Genomic DNA, 16,880 nt, shown 5'->3' with positions numbered 1-16,880 from the left:
GCCATGAACAGCGAAGAACAAACCCTGATCGATGGACTGTTTTCCCGGCTGCAACAGGCCGAAACGGATTCAGCCCCGCGTGACGCCCAGGCCGAGGCGCGGATCAAGGAGCACCTGACTCGCCAGCCCGCCGCGGGCTATTTCATGACCCAGGCGATTCTGGTGCAAGAGGCTGCGATCAAAAGCCTCGACGAACAGAACAAACAGCAAGCCCAGCAAATCCAGCAATTGCAGGCCGAATTGCAACAGGCCAAGGCTTCCGCGCCAGCGCCAAGCAGTGGCGGTTTCCTGTCGAGCATCTTCGGTGGCGGCTCCCGCGATCCGCAACCTGCGCCGACGCAAAGTGCTCCGCCATCGACTGGCGGCTGGCGTGAGCCGGCACGGCCGTCGTTCAATTCGCAGCCGCCACAGCAGAACTTCGGTGCGCCGCAACAGAACTACGGCGCCCCGCAGCAAAACTATGCGCCGCAACAGCAAGCGCCGGTCGGCAGCGGCTTCCTCGGCGGCGCACTGAAAACCGCCGCTGGCGTGGCCGGTGGCGTGATGCTTGCGCAGGGCATCAGCAGCCTGTTCCACAGCAACCAGCAACCGCAGGAAATCGTCGAAGTCATCAAGGAAGAGCCAGCCCAGGTCAACGACCACAGTGGCAACGACTGGAACAACGACCAGAACGTGGCCGGCAACGATGCCAACGACCAGGGCAATTTCACCGACGCCGACTATAGCGATGACAGCTCGTCATTCTTCGGCGGCGATGACGACGACTCCTTCGTCTGACCCACCACTCGTCCGGGGCGCGCACGTGCCCCGGGCCGATTATTCGCGGAACAATCCTTCAGGCTGGCATACTGGGCGACTTTTCGGGCCAGGTGCCTGATCCAAGCCTGCGCCTGTGCGCCAAGAGGGAAATGCGATGAAGAAAATCGCAGTGTTCGCCGACGTTCAAAACCTCTATTACACCGTGCGTCAGGCCTATGGTTGCCACTTCAACTATGCCGCGCTGTGGGCTGATATCAGCAAACAGGGCGAGATCGTCGAGGCCTATGCCTACGCCATCGATCGCGGTGACAGCAAACAGCAGCAGTTCCAGCAGATCCTGCGCAACCTCGGCTTTATCGTGAAGCTCAAGCCCTACATCCAGCGCAGCGACGGCTCGGCCAAGGGCGATTGGGACGTGGGCATCACCCTCGACATCATGGACGCCGCCGACCACGTCGACGAAGTGGTGCTGGCCTCCGGCGACGGTGATTTCGACATGCTGCTGGAGCGCATCATCAGCAAGCACGGCGTGCAAGCGGTGGCTTACGGCGTGCCGGGTTTGACCGCCAACTCGCTGATCCGCGCCGCCAGCCGCTACGTGCCGATCGAAGGCGCGTTGCTGCTCAAGAATTGATTTATACGGAGTTGAAACAGGTTTGGAACGCATAGCAGTCATCGACTTTGAAACCACCGGGATCTCCCCGAGCAGCAGCTGCCGGGCCACGGAAATTGCCGTGGTGATCCTTGAACAGGGACGCATCGTCGAGCGTTACCAAAGCCTGATGAACGCTGGCGTGCGCGTACCGGCCTTCATCGAACAACTCACCGGCATCAGCAACGCCATGCTGCGCACCGCACCATCGGCCGAGCAGGTGATGAACGAGGTGAACGAGTTCGTCGGCATCACCCCGCTGCTGGCGCACAACGCCGCGTTCGACCAGAAGTTCTGGGATTTTGAATTGGGCCGGATCAAGCGTACGCGGTTGCAGAACTTTGCCTGTTCGCTGTTGCTGGCCCGTCGGTTGATGCCGGCCGCACCGAACCACAAACTCGGCACCCTCACCACCTTCGCCAGTCTGCCCAACACCGGCAAAGCTCACCGGGCGATGGCGGATGCGGAAATGGCCGCCAACCTGACGACGCATTTGGCAGAGCAACTGCGTCAACAGCATGGGTTGCGCGAGTTGTCGCATGATCTGCTGGTCAGCCTGCAGAAAGTGCCGGCGGCGAAGATCAACGAACACCTGAAACGCCATCGCGGGTTCTGACTGACTCCACCTGTTTCTGACTGACACCCCACAAATCCCCCACTGACACCCCACAAATACCCTGTGGGAGCGGGCTTGCTCGCGAAAGCGGTGTGTCTGTCACATTGATGTTGGATGTGCCGACGCCTTCGCGAGCAAGCCCGCTCCCACATTGGATCTCCTGCGGCCTGCTAAAGACATGCCGTATTTGCTAGGCGCCGGATATAGCGGCGTTCGCGGATTCTGACAGCTCCTACGGGATCGCTATTTACCATTTCCTTCCAACTGCCCCAACGGAACGCGCTTTTCTATCGCGCTGGACAGCACAATCGACGTCTTGCTGAACCCGAACTTGGCGATGCGATTGATCAACTCTTCCAGCTCCGGCATCGACCCCACCGCCGCTTGCATGATCACGCACGGATCACCGGTCACCCGATGGCACTCGGTCAATTGCGGGATTTTGATCAGGTCGTCGTAGGCCTTTTGATTGCCGTGCTGGTTCAGGCGCAGTTCGATCACGCACTGGATCGGCAGGCCGATTTTCGACATGTCGACTGTCGCCTGATAACCGGTAATCACCCCGGAGGCCTCAAGTTTGGCCACGCGCTCGGCCACGGCCGGGGCGGAGAGATTCACTTTGCGCGCCAGTTCGGCGTAGGACGCCCGACCGTTTTCCAACAGGGCGCTGAGGAGCATGCGGTCGTACTTGTCCATCGTAAATTCCTGAAAATGACATGACTTTCGAAATCACGGTTTATCGCGCAGATCTCCGTGCTTTGAAAAGTGTACCGGCGCTATAAACAGGTTTTGTAACTTATTTTTAGCGCCTGGCCTTTCTAGAATATTCGATCTCCTTGTCCTGCCTACGAGCTGCCCCATGCCTGGCTTACGTCGCTTTCCCTTGCCGTTGATCGCCGCATTCTTCGCGTTGTACGTGATTTGGGGCTCGACTTATCTGGTCATTCGCATCGGCGTGCAGTACTGGCCGCCGTTGATGCTCGGCGGCATTCGCTTTGTGATTGCCGGGACGCTGATGTACGCGTTCCTGCGCTGGCGCGGGGCGCCGGCACCGACCTGGGCGCAGTGGAAAGCGGCGGGGATCATCGGCATCTTGCTGCTCAGTTTCGGCAACGGCGCGGTCAGCGTGGCCGAGCACACTGGGGTCGCGTCCGGCGTTGCCGCACTGGCGGTGGCGACGGTGCCGCTGTTTACCTTGCTCTGCGGATATTTCTGGGGCGCGCGTAATACCCGTCTCGAATGGGCCGGGATTGTGCTCGGGCTGATCGGCATCGCCATGCTCAACCTTGGCTCCAACCTGCAATCGAGCCCGTTGGGCGCGGCGTTGTTGGTGTTTGCCGCCGCGACCTGGGCCTTCGGCTCGGTGTGGAGCAAACACTTGCCGTTGCCCCAAGGCGCGATGGCCAGTGCGGTGGAAATGCTGGTGGGCGGTGTGGTGTTGCTAATCGGCAGCGCGGTCAGCGGCGAACACCTGGACAGTCTGCCGCCGATGGAAGGCTGGGCCGCGTTGGCTTACCTGATCGGCTTCGGTTCGATCATCGCCTTCAACGCCTACATGTACCTGTTGAAAAACGTGCGTCCGGCGGCGGCCACCAGTTATGCCTACGTCAACCCGGCGGTGGCGGTGTTGCTGGGGATCGTGTTCGTCGGCGAGACCATTGGTATTGAAGAGGCGATTGCCATGGCGGTGATCATCAGCGCCGTGGTGTTGATCGGCTTGCCGCAGTGGCGGCGGGCGCCAGAACGACCTGCGGTGGTGGCACCGACAGAATCCCGTGTGAATTAGGGTAAACTGCGCGCCATCGCCTATCCGCTCTGATTTTTCCTACGGTAATCCCATGACTTTCGCCTCCCTTGGCCTGATCGAACCTTTGCTGCGCTCTCTTGAGACGCTCGGCTACCAGACGCCTACGCCGGTCCAGGCGCAAGCCATTCCGGCGGTGCTGGCCGGTCGCGACCTGATGGCTGCGGCCCAGACCGGCACCGGCAAAACTGCCGGTTTCGCGCTGCCGCTGCTGCAGTTGCTGGCCATGGAAGGGCCGAAAGTTGCCTCCAACTCGGTGCGCGCGTTGATCCTGGTGCCGACCCGCGAACTGGCCGAACAGGTTCACGAAGCCGTGCGTCAGTACGCCGAGAACCTGCCGCTCAGCACTTACGCGGTGTACGGCGGCGTCAGCATCAACCCGCAGATGATGAAGCTGCGCAAAGGTGTCGACGTGTTGGTGGCGACCCCGGGTCGTCTGCTCGACCTGTATCGCCAGAAAGCCCTCAAGTTCAATCAGCTGCAAACCCTGATCCTCGACGAAGCCGATCGCATGCTCGACCTGGGCTTTTCCGAGGAGTTGGGGAACATCTATCGCGTGTTGCCTAAGCAACGCCAGACGCTGCTGTTCTCCGCGACCTTCTCAGACGCGATCCGCTTGCTGGCCGGACAAATGCTCAACGATCCGCTGAGCATCGAAGTCAGCCCGCGCAACGTTGCCGCCAACACGGTGAAGCAATGGGTTGTGGTGGTGGACAAGAAGCGCAAGCCGGAGCTGTTCATTCATTTGCTGCGCAAGGGCAAGTGGAAACAGGTGCTGGTGTTCGCCAAGACCCGCAACGGCGTCGACGCGCTGGTGGAAAAACTCCAGGGCCTGGGCATCAATGCCGATGGCATCCACGGCGACAAACCTCAAGCGACCCGTCAGCGGGCGCTGGATCGGTTCAAGGCCAGTGAAGTACAGATTCTGGTTGCCACCGATGTTGCGGCCCGTGGTCTGGACATTGAAGATCTGCCGTTGGTGGTCAACTTCGACCTGCCGATTGTGGCCGAGGACTACATCCACCGCATCGGTCGTACCGGGCGTGCGGGTGCTACCGGTGAGGCAATTTCCCTGGTGTGCGCCGATGAAGTGAATCAGCTGTCGGCCATCGAGATGTTGACCCGTCAGACATTGACCCGCCAGATGGAACAGGATTTCGAGCCTGAGCATCGGGTGCCGGATACCGATTCCAGTGGTCAGGTGGTGAAGAAGCCGAAGAAACCGAAGAAGCCAAAGACCTCCGGTGGCGGTAAGCGCAACTTGGGTAAGTGGGTTGAGAGCGGGGACGCTTCGGCGGTGGAGCCTTCGATCAAGCCTGTGCGCAAAGTGCCGGTGTTTAACACTGGACCGCGTAAGAAAAAGCCTTAATAAGATTCGGCGTCTGTTAGGCCGCCTTCGCGAGCAAGCCCGCTCCCACATTTGATCTGCATACGACACGGATCAAATGTGGGAGCGGGCTTGCTCGCGAAGGGCGCGCCGCGGTCTTCAGCGCTTACGCTGTAGCCACTCCACCATCCCGAACCCAGCCGCGCGCCCGCTGGCAAAACACCCCGTCAGCAAATAGCCCCCCGTCGGCGCTTCCCAGTCCAGCATTTCCCCCGCGCAGAACACGCCCGGCAGTTGCTTGAGCATCAAGCGCTCATCCATCGACTCGAACTTCACACCACCCGCACTGCTGATGGCTTCGTCCAATGGACGGGTTTTCACCAGCGTCAGTGGCAACGCCTTGATCGCTTTGGCCAGCAACGACGGATCGGCAAAACACTCGGCCGCCGTCAACTCTCTTAGCAACGCCGCTTTCACACCATCAATTCCAAGCTGACTGTGCAGGTGCTTGGACATCGATCGCGAGCCGCGCGGTTTCTTCAGCGCAGCCTCAACTTTATCCACAGGCCGGCCCGGCAACAGGTCGATATGAATGGTCGCTGAGCCGTGCTGATTGATGGCTTCGCGAATCGGCGCCGACAGTGCGTAGATCAAACTGCCTTCAATCCCGGTGGCGGTGATCACGCATTCGCCGAGGCGTGGGATGTCGTCATTCAAGCCAATCGCGATATTTTTCAGCGGCGCGCCAGCGAATTTGCTGACCATCAATTCGCTCCAGGCCTGCACCTCGAAGCCGCAATTACTCGGTTGCAGCGGCGCCAGTCCTACGCCGCGCTGTTCCAGTGGCAGCATCCATGCGCCGTCCGAACCCAGGCGCGACCAACTGCCGCCGCCGAGGGCGAGCAGGGTGGCGTCGGGTTTGACCGTGATTTCGCCGTCGGGACTGGCGATACGCAAATCACCGTGCTCATTCCAGCCGAGCCAGCGATGGCGGGTGTGGATAACGACACCGGCATCGCGCAGGCGTTTTAGCCAGGCGCGAAGTAGGGGCGCGGCCTTCATGTCCGTAGGAAAAACCCGGCCAGAGCTGCCGACAAAGGTTTCGATGCCCAGGTCATGAATCCACTGGCACAACGCATCGGCGCCGAATGCCCTTAGCAGCGGGGCGATTTGCGGCGCCCGTTCGGCGTAGCGCGAGAGGAACGCCGGGTAGGCTTCGGAGTGGGTGATGTTCATGCCGCCGACGCCGGCCAGCAGGAATTTTCGCCCTACGGAGGGCATGCCGTCGTACAGATCGACTTTGATCCCGGCCTGGCTCAGGACCTCGGCGGCCATCAGGCCGGCGGGGCCGCCGCCGATGATGGCGACTTGAAGGGGCAGGGCGGCGGATTGGGTCATGGCGAGAGCTGCGGCGTGGCGGAATAAGCCGCGCATTCTACCAGCACCGATAACTGTGGGAGCGAGCTTGCTCGCGATAGCGGTCTTTCATCCAACATCGATGTTGAATGTGATGGCCTCATCGCGAGCAAGCTCGCTCCCACATGGGTGTTGTGGTGTTCTTGAAGTAGTGATCAAAAAACAACCAGTGTTCTGAGAGCTATACAAAGCCTGGGGTGCAGGCCCTTTCACTCAGGTTATCCACAGGCAGTTCCACAGGCATTGTGGGTAAAGATTCATACCTCAATGACAACCTGATGACTGCCACACCCTTTGTGCGCTGTGATGGAGGATGCCGTGGCGGCGGGCCAGGGCCTGGCGGTCCTTACTGTAGCCGCCGCCGATCACTCCGACCACCGGAATGTCGCGGCCCAGGCAGTGGCGCATCACGCTTTCGTCCCGGGCGGCGACGCCTTCGTCGGTCAGCTTCAGGTAACCCAGCGCGTCATCCTTATGCACATCGACGCCCGCGTCATACAGCACCAGGTCCGGTTGGTAGAGCGGCAGCAAGTAGTTGAGTGCGTCGTCCACCACCTTCAAATAATCCGCATCGCCCATGCCTTTAGGCAAGGGAATGTCCCAGTCGCTTTCGGCTTTGCGTGCAGGAAAATTCTTTTCGCAGTGCAGGGAAACGGTCACGGCGTCCGGGGTGTTGTGCAGGATCCGTGCAGTCCCGTCGCCCTGGTGCACGTCGCAATCGAAGATCAGCACCCGATTCACACGACCGCTTTCCAGCAGGTAATGGCTGATCACCGCCAGGTCATTGAAGATGCAGAACCCGGCCGGATAGTCGTAGTGCGCGTGGTGCGTGCCGCCGGCCAAGTGACAGGCCAGACCGTGTTCCAGCGCCTGCTCGGCCGCCAGCAATGAACCGCCAACCGCCCGCACCGTGCGCCGGGCCAGGGCTTCGTTCCAGGGCAGGCCGAGGCGCCGCTGGTCTTCGCGGGACAACTCGCCGCTCATATAGCGTTCGATATACGCAGGGTCATGTGCGAGGGCGAGAATCTCTGCCGGACACAGTTCCGGGCGCAGCAGATCGATGTCCCGGACCAGGCCACTGTCCACCAGGTGATCGCGCAGCAGGCGAAACTTGTCCATGGGGAAGCGATGCTCCGCCGGGAACTCGGGGCTGTAGTCTTCGTGGTAGATCAATGGCAGGGGCATGGCTGATTTGTGTAGGAATGCAGGTGGGATGAGTGAAGGATCCTACCAGCGATGTAGACTCGGAGTATGGAATTGGAGGGGCACAATGGAGCCGATACTGGAACTTGAAAGCGCACGCTTGCTGTTGCGGCAATGGAGCGATGAGGATTTGCCGGAGTTTGCGGCGATGTGTGCCGATCCGCAGGTGATGCGTTATTTCCCCGAGCCCTTGAGCCGACTGGAAAGTGCGTCACTGATCGGACGGATCCGCGGGCACTTTGCCGAGCACGGTTTCGGCCTCTGGGCATTGGAGCGCAAGGACACTGGCGCTTTTATCGGCTTTACCGGATTGGGTGTGGTCGGTTTTGACGCGCCTTTCACCCCGGCCACCGAAATCGGCTGGCGCCTGGCCCGCGAGCACTGGGGCCTGGGTTACGCCAGTGAAGCGGCGTGGACCGCTCTGCGCTGCGGCTTTGACCGGTTGGCGCTGAAAGAGGTCGTTGCGTTCACCGCGCAAGCCAATCTGCCGTCGGAGAAAGTCATGCAGGCCATCGGCATGCAGCATGATTCAGCCGATGACTTCGACCACCCGAAGCTCGCACCCGAGCATCCGCTGCGTCACCATGTCCTGTACCGCATCACCCGTGAACAATGGCTGCAAACCTTGCATGGATAAGCCGGCGCGGACGTTTACAATGGTCGCCATGTTGGCCTGGGCCATTAACTGAATCGACCGCCGCAGCCAAGACTGCGCGGCATTGCTTTGTGTGAGGAGAGCCTGAATGAGCCAAGTATTGGAAGATCTGGTAGACCTGCTGACGCTGGAACCGATTGAAGAAAACCTGTTCCGTGGCCGCAGCCAGGACTTGGGTTTCCGTCAGTTGTTCGGTGGCCAGGTGCTCGGTCAGTCCCTGTCGGCGGCCAGTCAGACCGTTGAAGAGGCGCGTCATGTGCACTCGATGCACGGTTATTTCCTGCGTCCGGGCGATGCCAAGTTGCCGGTGGTGTATCAGGTTGACCGGGTGCGCGATGGCGGCAGTTTCAGCACCCGCCGGGTGACGGCGATCCAGAAGGGCAACCCGATTTTCACCTGCAGCGCGTCCTTCCAGTACGACGAAGAAGGCTTCCAGCACCAGACCGAAATGCCGCAAGTGGTCGGCCCGGAAAACCTGCCGTCGGAACTGGAGCTCACCCAACAACGCGCGCATTTGATCCCGGAACACATGCGCGAAAAATTGCTCTGCCCGAAACCGATCGAAGTCCGCCCGGTGACCGAGAAAGATCCCTACAACCCGCAAGCGGCCGACCCGATCAAGTACGTCTGGTTTCGCGCCGACGGTGCCTTGGCCGATTCGCCGGCGCTGCACAAATACCTGCTGGCCTACGCCTCGGACTTCGGGCTGCTGACCACCTCGTTGCTGCCTCATGGCAAATCGGTGTGGCAGAAAGACATGCAGGTCGCCAGCCTCGACCACGCGTTGTGGTTCCATTCCAACCTGCGCGCCGATGACTGGCTGCTCTATGCGATGGACAGTCCGTGGGCCGGTAATTCCCGTGGATTCTCCCGTGGCAGCGTGTTCAACCGTGCCGGGCAACTGGTGGCCTCGGTCACTCAGGAAGGCCTGATTCGTCATCGCAAGGATTGGGCATGAGCCTTACCGAGGTGCGGCACTGGGTGTTCGACATGGACGGCACCCTGACGGTGGCCGTGCATGACTTCGCGGCGATCCGCGTGGCGCTGGCGATCCCGGCCGAAGACGACATCCTGACCCATCTCGCCGCACTGCCCGCCGAAGAAGCCGCCGCCAAACATGCGTGGTTGCTGGAGCATGAACGGGATCTGGCGCTGGGCTCGAAACCGGCACCCGGCGCGGTTGAACTGGTGCGTGAACTGGCCGGGCGCGGTTATCGCCTCGGCATCCTCACGCGCAATGCACGGGAGCTGGCGCATGTGACCCTGGAGGCCATCGGCCTGGCGGACTGCTTTGCGGTGGAGGATGTGTTGGGTCGTGACGAAGCACCGCCCAAGCCGCATCCCGGCGGTTTGTTGAAATTGGCCGAAGCCTGGAACGTACCGGCGAGCGAGATGGTGATGGTCGGTGATTATCGATTTGATCTGGATTGCGGTCGGGCAGCAGGGGCGCGGACGGTGTTGGTGAATTTGCCGGATAACCCGTGGCCGGAGTTGGCGGATTGGCATGCGGCGGATTGTGTTGAGTTGCGGCGGATGCTTTTCGCTTAAGTAATTTGTTGTTTGGTTAATTGTCTTCGCGGGCAAGCCTCGCTCCTACAGTTGGAAATGCATTCCCCTGTAGGAGCGAGGCTTGCCCGCGAAGAGGCCCTGTCAGGCCATACAAAACTCACTGACTGAACAGAACCTTCTGCCCCTCAGGCGACGTAAACATCCCATCCCCGTTATGCCCGACCCCAGGCACTTCGATCAGGCGCTGATTCACCCCTTGTGGATTTCGCCGAAGCAAATAATCAAAAAAGTTATGCCCGCGAACCAGGCGATAAGCGCCTTGGGCTTCAGCTTCGCAACCCTTGTCCAGCGCCGGGTGCTGCGGGTCGGTGTCCTGCTGACCCAGCAGATAAGTCACATCACGCTTGATGTAAACGCTCTCAATCTGCGGCGCCGTTTGCCCACTGGCATAGATGGGCAGGTCTGTCAGGCCATACTTCCAGCGATTGAAACCGGTGCAGCGCGCATGGTCGAACGCTACCGGCCGCTGCTCGTTGAAGTAGGCGTAGGACGATGGGTTGGCCACCACATAGCGAATTTTCACCCCGGCCACCGTGAGCGCCGGTTGGTCGTGGGCCAGCAGTGCGTAGCGCTGCACCACTTGGCCGCCACCGGAGTGACCGGCGATGACGATCTGCTTCACGTCCGGAAATTGCCGGCGGTCGCTGAGCCTGTCGATGATTTGGTCGAGGGCGGCGAACGAACTCAGGGCAAACGGCGCGGTGGATAACCCGCCGGCCATCCAGTCATTCCCCTTCCAGCGCAACACACTGTCCGCCACGGGATGGCGCGTGACGTCTGTTTCATTGAGAAACTGCGGGGCGATCACCAGCGTGTTCGCGCTTTGCCCGGCCGCTTCAGCCGCCTTCTCGGCGCTGCGACGGTAGGTCTCGGCGTTGCGCAATCGACCATGGATGATGATCAGCACCCGCTCGATTTTCGCCGGCGCCGGGCCCATGCCCACCGCCATCTCACCTTCTTTCAACAATAGGCGCCCGGGGCTGATCTCTTTGACCCCGTGCTCGTCGGCCTGGGCACTCGCGCAGGCGATCAACAACACCAACAACCATTTATGCATTTACAGATTTTTCGCCGCAAAGGTATCGCACTGGCCGACCTGGCCCTGAGCGAAACCGGTTTTGAACCAGCGCACCCTTTGCGCTGACGTGCCATGGGTAAAGGAATCCGGTACGACGCGGCCCTGACCTTGCTGCTGCAAACGGTCATCGCCAATCGCGTTGGCGGCGTTCAGGGCTTCCTCGATGTCACCGGGTTCCAGCCAGTTCAGACGCTTCTGCGCATTGTTGGCCCAGACCCCGGCCAGGCAATCGGCCTGGAGTTCCTGGCGCACCAGTAAACCACCATCGCCTTCCATCTGCCGACCTTGCTGGCGAGCGGTCTGAATTTTCGCGGAAACACCGAGCAAGGTCTGAACATGGTGTCCGACTTCGTGAGCGATCACGTAGGCCTGGGCGAAGTCGCCGGCAGCGGAAAAACGCTGCGACATTTCCTGGAAGAACGCCATGTCCAGGTAGACCTTCTGGTCAGCCGGGCAGTAGAACGGGCCGGTCGCGGAAGTGGCCAGGCCGCACGCCGAGTTCACGCGGTTGCTGAACAGCACCAGTGTCGGGTTTTTGTACTGCTTGCCGGCCTGCTGGAAAATCTGGCCCCAGGTGTCCTCGGTATCACCGAGGATCGAGCGCACGAACTCGGCCTGTTGATCATTCGCTGGTGGCGCCTTGCGGGTCTGGTTCGTGGCCGGTGCCGATTGCTCGGTCATTTGCCCGGTCAGTTGTCCGAGGATCTGCATCGGGTCCTGGCCGGTGATCCAGCCGATCCCGACAATCAACAGGATCGCCGTCAGGCTCAGGCCCTTGCCGCCGCCGAAGCGCATCCCGCCGCCACCACCGCCGGCATCATCACCTCGGGCATCGACCACGTTGTCGCTGCGTCGGCCTTTTTTCCATAGCATGTGGGAATCCTCGATGTGTACGTGGTGATGAGTGTTGTTGGTGTGTAGGTGCGGCGCCAGTCCGGTCGTCCATATTTCAACGTTAACCAGAAAACTACAGCGTTGTATTGAGCGTCAATCGCGCGGCAAATTCCGTCAGGCGCCGGGTATTTGTCCCAGAGACGGAAGCGGGGCGTTGTTCGCACACTTTTTTCGTTCGCCTGTGTAAGAATCTGGAACCAGGTTCTAAATTGTTGGAATTAAAATTCCAAAGGATTTCCATGACCATCAGCACCCCCCTCTCCGGTGTAAACAAACCCTTCAAAGGGATATTGCTGATCGTTGCCGCGACGTTCCTGTTTTCCAGCCATGACGCGCTGTCCAAATACCTCTCCGGTTTCTACCCGATCATCATGGTGGTCTGGGCCCGTTACCTGGTGCACACCTTGTTGATGGCCGGGATTTTTCTGCCGCAATCCGGGTTGCGCGTCCTACGCACCAAGCGACCTTTACTGCAGTTGGCTCGGGCGTTGTGCTTGCTGGGCACCAGTCTGTTCTTCACCACCGGTTTGTTGTACATCCCCTTGGCCGAAGCCACGGCAGTCAACTTTCTTGCGCCGGTGTTGGTCACCGCGTTGTCAGTCCCGTTGCTCAAGGAACACGTCACCCGTGGCCAATGGATCGCGGTGATTTGCGGTTTTATCGGCGTGCTGATCATCGTCCACCCTGGCGGGGAACTGTTCACCCCGGCGATTTTGTTGCCGTTCTGCTCGGCGATGTTTTTTTGTTTTTATCAGTTGCTCACCCGCAAGCTCAGCCAGATCGATAGCCCGACCACCAGCAACTTCTTCGCCGGGTTGTGCAACACCCTGGTGATGAGCGCGCTGGTGCCGTTCTTCTGGCAGGTGCCGACTCTCGGTCATGGGTTGTTGATGCTGGCGTTGGGGAGCTGCGGGATGACCGCGCATTTGTTCCTGACCCAGGCCTTCCGCTACGCCGCCCCGGCGCTGCTGGCGCCGTTTGGTTACTGTCAGATTGTGTTTGCCGGGTTGCTTGGCTGGCTGCTGTTTTCCCACACGCCGACCCTGACCACGGTGGTCGGGATTGCGGTGATTTGTTGCAGTGGGTTGGCGGCGGCTTGGCAGCAGAGCCGCCGGTAGGGGATTAACACTGAACGAACTGTGGGAGCGGGCTTGCTCGCGAAAGCGGTGTGTCATTCAACATTATCGTTGCCTGACACACCGCCTTCGCGAGCAAGCCCGCTCCCACAGGGGGTGTCGTGTTTTTACTGAGTGACGGTAGGAATCTTGCGCGGTGCCATGAAGTACATCCAGATCAGCGCGATGAAGTACATCGCCGGGATCATGGTGAACAGCACGGTGTAGTTGTTATTGGTGGCCGTCAGGATGTGCCCGACCAACTGCGTCATGAACATCCCGCCAATCGCCGCACACATCCCACCGAAACCAAACACGGTGCTCATCATGTGTTTAGGCGTGTAGTCCATCACCAGGCTCCAGATGTTCGCGGTCCAGGCCTGGTGTGCGCCGATGGCCAGGGAAATGGCGGCCACCGCGACCCACAGGTTGCTCGATCCGGCCGCCATGATCACGCCGATAATGCAGCAGGCGAACAGGAACATGGACATCAGCCGCGCCTTGATCGGGTTGATCCCGCGACCGATCAGGAATGAGGACAGGATCCCGCCGCCGACACTGCCGAAGTCTGCCGTCAGGTAAATGATGATCAGCGGGATGCCCATCTGGGTCACGTTGATGCCCAGGTTGTATTGCTGATTGAGGAACGGTGGCAGCCAATAAAGGTAGAACCAGAACACCGGCGCGGTCATTGAGTAGGCGAGGGCGAATGCCCAGGTGCCACGCATGCGCAGGATGGTGGAGAACGATACGCGGGATTGTTCCGGCTCGACTTCCTTCTGGATGTAGTCCAGTTCCGATTGTTTGACGCTCGGATGATCTTCCGGGTTGAAGTACTTCAAGGCCCAGAACAGCAACCAGATCCCGCCCAATGCCGACATGCACAGGAACGCTGCCTGCCAGCCCCATGCGTGGAGGATCAGTGGCAACAGCATTGGCGTGAACATCGCGCCGACGTTGGTGCCGGCGTTGAAAATGCCGGTGGCCACGGCCCGCTCGCCGGCCGGGAACCACAACCGGGTGGTTTTCACACAGGCCGGGTAGTTCGCGGCCTCGGTCAAACCGAGAATAAACCGACAGACCATGAAGCCTGCGGCTGACGTGGCCAAGCCATGGGCGCCGGTGGCCAGGCTCCACAGCAGCACCGCGCAAAAGAACACGCGCTTGACGCCGACCCGGTCGATCAATCGGCCTTGCAGCACGAAGCCGATGGCATAACCGACCTGAAACCAGAAGTTGATGTTGGCGTAATCCATCGCCGTCCAGCTCATTTCCTTGGCGAGGATGGGCTGCATGACGCCGAGTGCGGCGCGGTCGATGTAGTTCAGGGTGGTGGCAAAAAACACCAGTGCCAGCATGCCCCAACGGGTTTTGCCGACGGCCATGGCGCCGCGGATTTTGTCACCGATGCCGCCGGAGGCAGGAGTCATGGAGGAACGCTCCATGGGAGAGCTTTGAGAAGGAGTCATGTAGGCCACCCGATTATTTTTATGTGGTGTTCTAGGTCTTTGGTAACCGAGCCTCGGCGGTTGATGACCGGACTCAATGTGCAGTGGATGTTGGGCAGTGGACAAAAAATCGTCAATTCGCCAAGGGTCATTGTGTTCGATAATCGCACATAAAACTAACTGGCTAGTACACTTTGAATTGCTGTGTGGAAGCTTGGAGCCAATAATTTACCCCAAGAAAACGCGATCCTCGTAGGAGCTGTCGAGTGAAACGAGGCTGCGATCTTTTGATCTTAAAAGCCAACGTCAAAAGATCGCAGCCTCGTTTCACTCGACAGCTCCTACAGAGGGATGTGCAATCACCGGGAGTCGAGATATGCAACGTTCCATTGCCACCGTTTCCTTGAGCGGTACCCTGCCGGAAAAACTCGAAGCCATCGCCGCCGCCGGGTTCGACGGGGTGGAGATTTTCGAGAATGACCTTCTCTACTACGACGGCAGCCCCCGGGAAATTAGACAGATGTGCGCCGATCTCGGGATCGCCATCACGCTGTTTCAACCCTTCCGCGATTTCGAAGGCTGCCGCCGCGATCGCCTGCCACGTAACCTGGAACGGGCCGAGCGCAAGTTCGACTTGATGCAGGAACTCGGCACGGACCTGGTGCTGGTGTGCAGCAACGCGTCAGCTGATTCCCTCGGTGATGAACGAATCCTGATCGATGATCTGCACCTGCTGGCCGAACGCGCCAGCATTCGCGGTTTGCGCATCGGTTACGAAGCGCTGGCATGGGGCCGCCACGTCAATACTTATCAACAGGTGTGGAACATCGTGCGCCAGGCGGATCATCCGAGTCTGGGTGTGCTGCTCGACAGTTTTCACACGCTGTCGCTGAAGGGTGATCCGAGCGCCATCGCTGAGATTCCCGGCGACAAAATTTTCTTCGTGCAAATGGCCGATGCGCCGATCCTCGCCATGGACGTGCTGGAGTGGAGCCGGCATTTCCGCTGCTTCCCGGGGCAAGGCGAATTCGATCTGGCGGGTTTCCTCGCACCAATTATCAAGAGCGGTTACACCGGACCGCTGTCGCTGGAAATCTTCAACGACGGCTTCCGCGCCGCGCCGCCACGAGCCAATGCCGCCGACGGTTTGCGCTCGTTGCTGTACCTGGAGGAGAAAACCCGCCAGCGTCTGGCGCAGGAAGCCAAGCCTGTAGCCAATGTCGACATCCTGTTCGAAACGCCCAAGGCCAGCGAATACAACGGCATCGAGTTTTTGGAGTTCGCGGTGGATGAAAGCCTCGGTGCCAAGCTCTCGCATTGGCTGGAGCGGCTGGGTTTCGTCAAGGCCGGGCAGCATCGCTCGAAGAGCGTCAGCCTGCTGCGCCAGGGCGATATCAACCTGATCCTCAACTCCGAACCGTACTCTTTCGCCCACAGCTTTTTCGAAGCCCACGGTCCGTCGCTGTGCGCCACCGCCGTGCGGGTCAACGACAGCGCCAGTGCACTCGCACGCGCCGTGGCCTACAAGGGCCAGCCTTATCGCGGACTGGTCGGCCCCAACGAACTGGAGCTGGCGGCGGTGCGCGCACCGGATGGCAGCCTGATTTATCTGGTGGATCAGCACGCGGATGTCTACGGCACCGATTTCAATTTGCAACCGGCGGCGACTGCCAGCGGCGGCTTGAAACGCATCGACCACATGGCCATGGCGCTGCCGGCGGACAGCCTCGACAGTTGGGTGCTGTTCTATAAAAGCCTGCTGGATTTCGAGGCGGACGACGAGGTGGTGCTGCCCGATCCTTACGGTCTGGTGAAGAGCCGGGCGCTGCGCAGCCGTGACAGTTCGATCCGTTTGCCGCTGAACATTTCCGAGAACCGCAACACCGCGATCTCACACGCGCTGTCGAGTTATCGCGGCTCCGGGGTGCACCACATCGCCTTCGACTGCGACGACATCTTTGCCGAGGTCAGCCGTGCGAAAGAGGCGGGCGTGCCGCTGCTGGATATCCCGCTCAACTATTACGATGACCTCGCCGCGCGGTTTGATTTCGATGACGAGTTCCTCAGCGAACTGGCGTATTTCAACGTGCTCTACGACCGTGATGCCCAGGGTGGCGAGCTGTTCCACGTTTACACCGAGCCGTTCGAAGGGCGATTCTTCTTTGAAATCATCCAGCGCAAAAACGGCTACGCCGGTTACGGTGCGGCCAACGTCGCGGTGCGCCTGGCGGCCATGGCCAAATCCCGAAGTGGTGCCGTACGTCAGGCAAAGTTGTAGGAAAATCGTAAACACGGGGTTAAACCACGGCCGCGCGACTTCCTTCACTGTGCAGCGCGGCCCATA

The 16,880-nt window shown here is 60.2% G+C and carries 16 protein-coding genes; 10 read left to right on the top strand and 6 right to left on the bottom strand.

Going from position 1 to position 16,880, the window contains the following annotated elements; translation table 11 throughout:
- The first annotated feature begins 3 nt into the window (after positions 1-3).
- From LOY68_RS27865 to LOY68_RS27855, 3 genes are all read left to right on the top strand, one after another.
- Positions 4-777, top strand: a complete 774-nt coding sequence (locus LOY68_RS27865) for a DUF2076 domain-containing protein (protein ID WP_265041049.1) — start codon at positions 4-6, stop codon at positions 775-777.
- Positions 778-913: 136 nt separating this feature from the next.
- Positions 914-1,393, top strand: a complete 480-nt coding sequence (locus LOY68_RS27860) for an NYN domain-containing protein (protein WP_054052625.1) — start codon at positions 914-916, stop codon at positions 1,391-1,393.
- 22 nt (positions 1,394-1,415) lie between these two features.
- Positions 1,416-2,027, top strand: coding sequence for a PolC-type DNA polymerase III (locus LOY68_RS27855; RefSeq protein WP_054052626.1), 612 nt, complete (start codon positions 1,416-1,418; stop codon positions 2,025-2,027).
- 243 nt (positions 2,028-2,270) lie between these two features.
- On the opposite strand, the gene LOY68_RS27850 is transcribed toward LOY68_RS27855, so the two are convergent.
- Entirely contained in the window at positions 2,271-2,723 is a 453-nt protein-coding gene (locus LOY68_RS27850; protein ID WP_054052630.1) for an Lrp/AsnC family transcriptional regulator, read from the bottom strand.
- A gap of 163 nt (positions 2,724-2,886) precedes the next feature.
- On the opposite strand from LOY68_RS27850, the gene yedA reads away from it, so the two are divergent.
- On the top strand, positions 2,887-3,813 hold the full coding sequence (gene yedA / locus LOY68_RS27845) for a drug/metabolite exporter YedA (protein WP_163911586.1): 927 nt from the start codon (positions 2,887-2,889) through the stop codon (positions 3,811-3,813).
- A gap of 52 nt (positions 3,814-3,865) precedes the next feature.
- A complete protein-coding gene (locus LOY68_RS27840) occupies positions 3,866-5,200 on the top strand; it encodes a DEAD/DEAH box helicase (RefSeq protein WP_265041046.1) in 1,335 nt (444 codons plus the stop codon).
- Between the two features lie 117 nt (positions 5,201-5,317).
- Here LOY68_RS27840 and LOY68_RS27835 read toward each other — a convergent pair whose 3' ends face one another.
- Entirely contained in the window at positions 5,318-6,556 is a 1,239-nt protein-coding gene (locus tag LOY68_RS27835; protein WP_265041044.1) for a TIGR03862 family flavoprotein, read from the bottom strand.
- A 282-nt stretch (positions 6,557-6,838) separates the two neighbouring features.
- Positions 6,839-7,759, bottom strand: coding sequence for a histone deacetylase (locus LOY68_RS27830; protein ID WP_265041043.1), 921 nt, complete (start codon positions 7,757-7,759; stop codon positions 6,839-6,841).
- A gap of 85 nt (positions 7,760-7,844) precedes the next feature.
- Here LOY68_RS27830 and LOY68_RS27825 point away from each other — a divergent pair, with 85 nt between their 5' ends.
- From LOY68_RS27825 to LOY68_RS27815, 3 genes are all read left to right on the top strand, one after another.
- The gene (locus LOY68_RS27825) at positions 7,845-8,414 is read left to right on the top strand and encodes a GNAT family N-acetyltransferase (RefSeq protein WP_054052640.1); all 570 of its coding nucleotides are present in this window, start codon (positions 7,845-7,847) and stop codon (positions 8,412-8,414) included.
- Positions 8,415-8,520: 106 nt separating this feature from the next.
- On the top strand, positions 8,521-9,390 hold the full coding sequence (gene tesB / locus LOY68_RS27820; RefSeq protein ID WP_265041041.1) for an acyl-CoA thioesterase II: 870 nt from the start codon (positions 8,521-8,523) through the stop codon (positions 9,388-9,390).
- Complete coding sequence (locus tag LOY68_RS27815; RefSeq protein WP_054616697.1) at positions 9,387-9,980, top strand: HAD family hydrolase; 594 nt, start codon at positions 9,387-9,389, stop codon at positions 9,978-9,980. The genes tesB and LOY68_RS27815 overlap by 4 nt, the downstream gene beginning before the upstream one ends.
- Before the next feature lie 118 nt (positions 9,981-10,098).
- Here the strand turns inward: LOY68_RS27815 and LOY68_RS27810 are convergent, their stop codons facing one another.
- Both LOY68_RS27810 and LOY68_RS27805 read right to left on the bottom strand, forming a co-directional pair.
- Positions 10,099-11,058, bottom strand: coding sequence for an alpha/beta hydrolase (locus LOY68_RS27810; protein WP_265041039.1), 960 nt, complete (start codon positions 11,056-11,058; stop codon positions 10,099-10,101).
- Positions 11,059-11,952, bottom strand: coding sequence for a neutral zinc metallopeptidase (locus tag LOY68_RS27805; protein WP_163911594.1), 894 nt, complete (start codon positions 11,950-11,952; stop codon positions 11,059-11,061).
- 260 nt (positions 11,953-12,212) lie between these two features.
- Between LOY68_RS27805 and LOY68_RS27800 the strand changes: the two genes are divergently transcribed.
- On the top strand, positions 12,213-13,091 hold the full coding sequence (locus LOY68_RS27800) for a DMT family transporter (RefSeq protein WP_054052650.1): 879 nt from the start codon (positions 12,213-12,215) through the stop codon (positions 13,089-13,091).
- A 125-nt stretch (positions 13,092-13,216) separates the two neighbouring features.
- On the opposite strand, the gene LOY68_RS27790 is transcribed toward LOY68_RS27800, so the two are convergent.
- Entirely contained in the window at positions 13,217-14,533 is a 1,317-nt protein-coding gene (locus LOY68_RS27790; protein ID WP_265045840.1) for an MFS transporter, read from the bottom strand.
- Positions 14,534-14,912: 379 nt separating this feature from the next.
- Here LOY68_RS27790 and quiC point away from each other — a divergent pair, with 379 nt between their 5' ends.
- Positions 14,913-16,814 (top strand): 3-dehydroshikimate dehydratase QuiC, encoded by a 1,902-nt coding sequence (quiC, locus tag LOY68_RS27785; RefSeq protein ID WP_265041036.1) that lies wholly within the window; start codon positions 14,913-14,915, stop codon positions 16,812-16,814.
- Positions 16,815-16,880 lie beyond the last annotated feature (66 nt).

The organism is Pseudomonas sp. B21-053 (assembly GCF_026016365.1).
Classification (GTDB): Bacteria; Pseudomonadota; Gammaproteobacteria; order Pseudomonadales; family Pseudomonadaceae; genus Aquipseudomonas; species Aquipseudomonas nunensis.
This window is presented reverse-complemented; position numbering and strand designations above follow the sequence as displayed.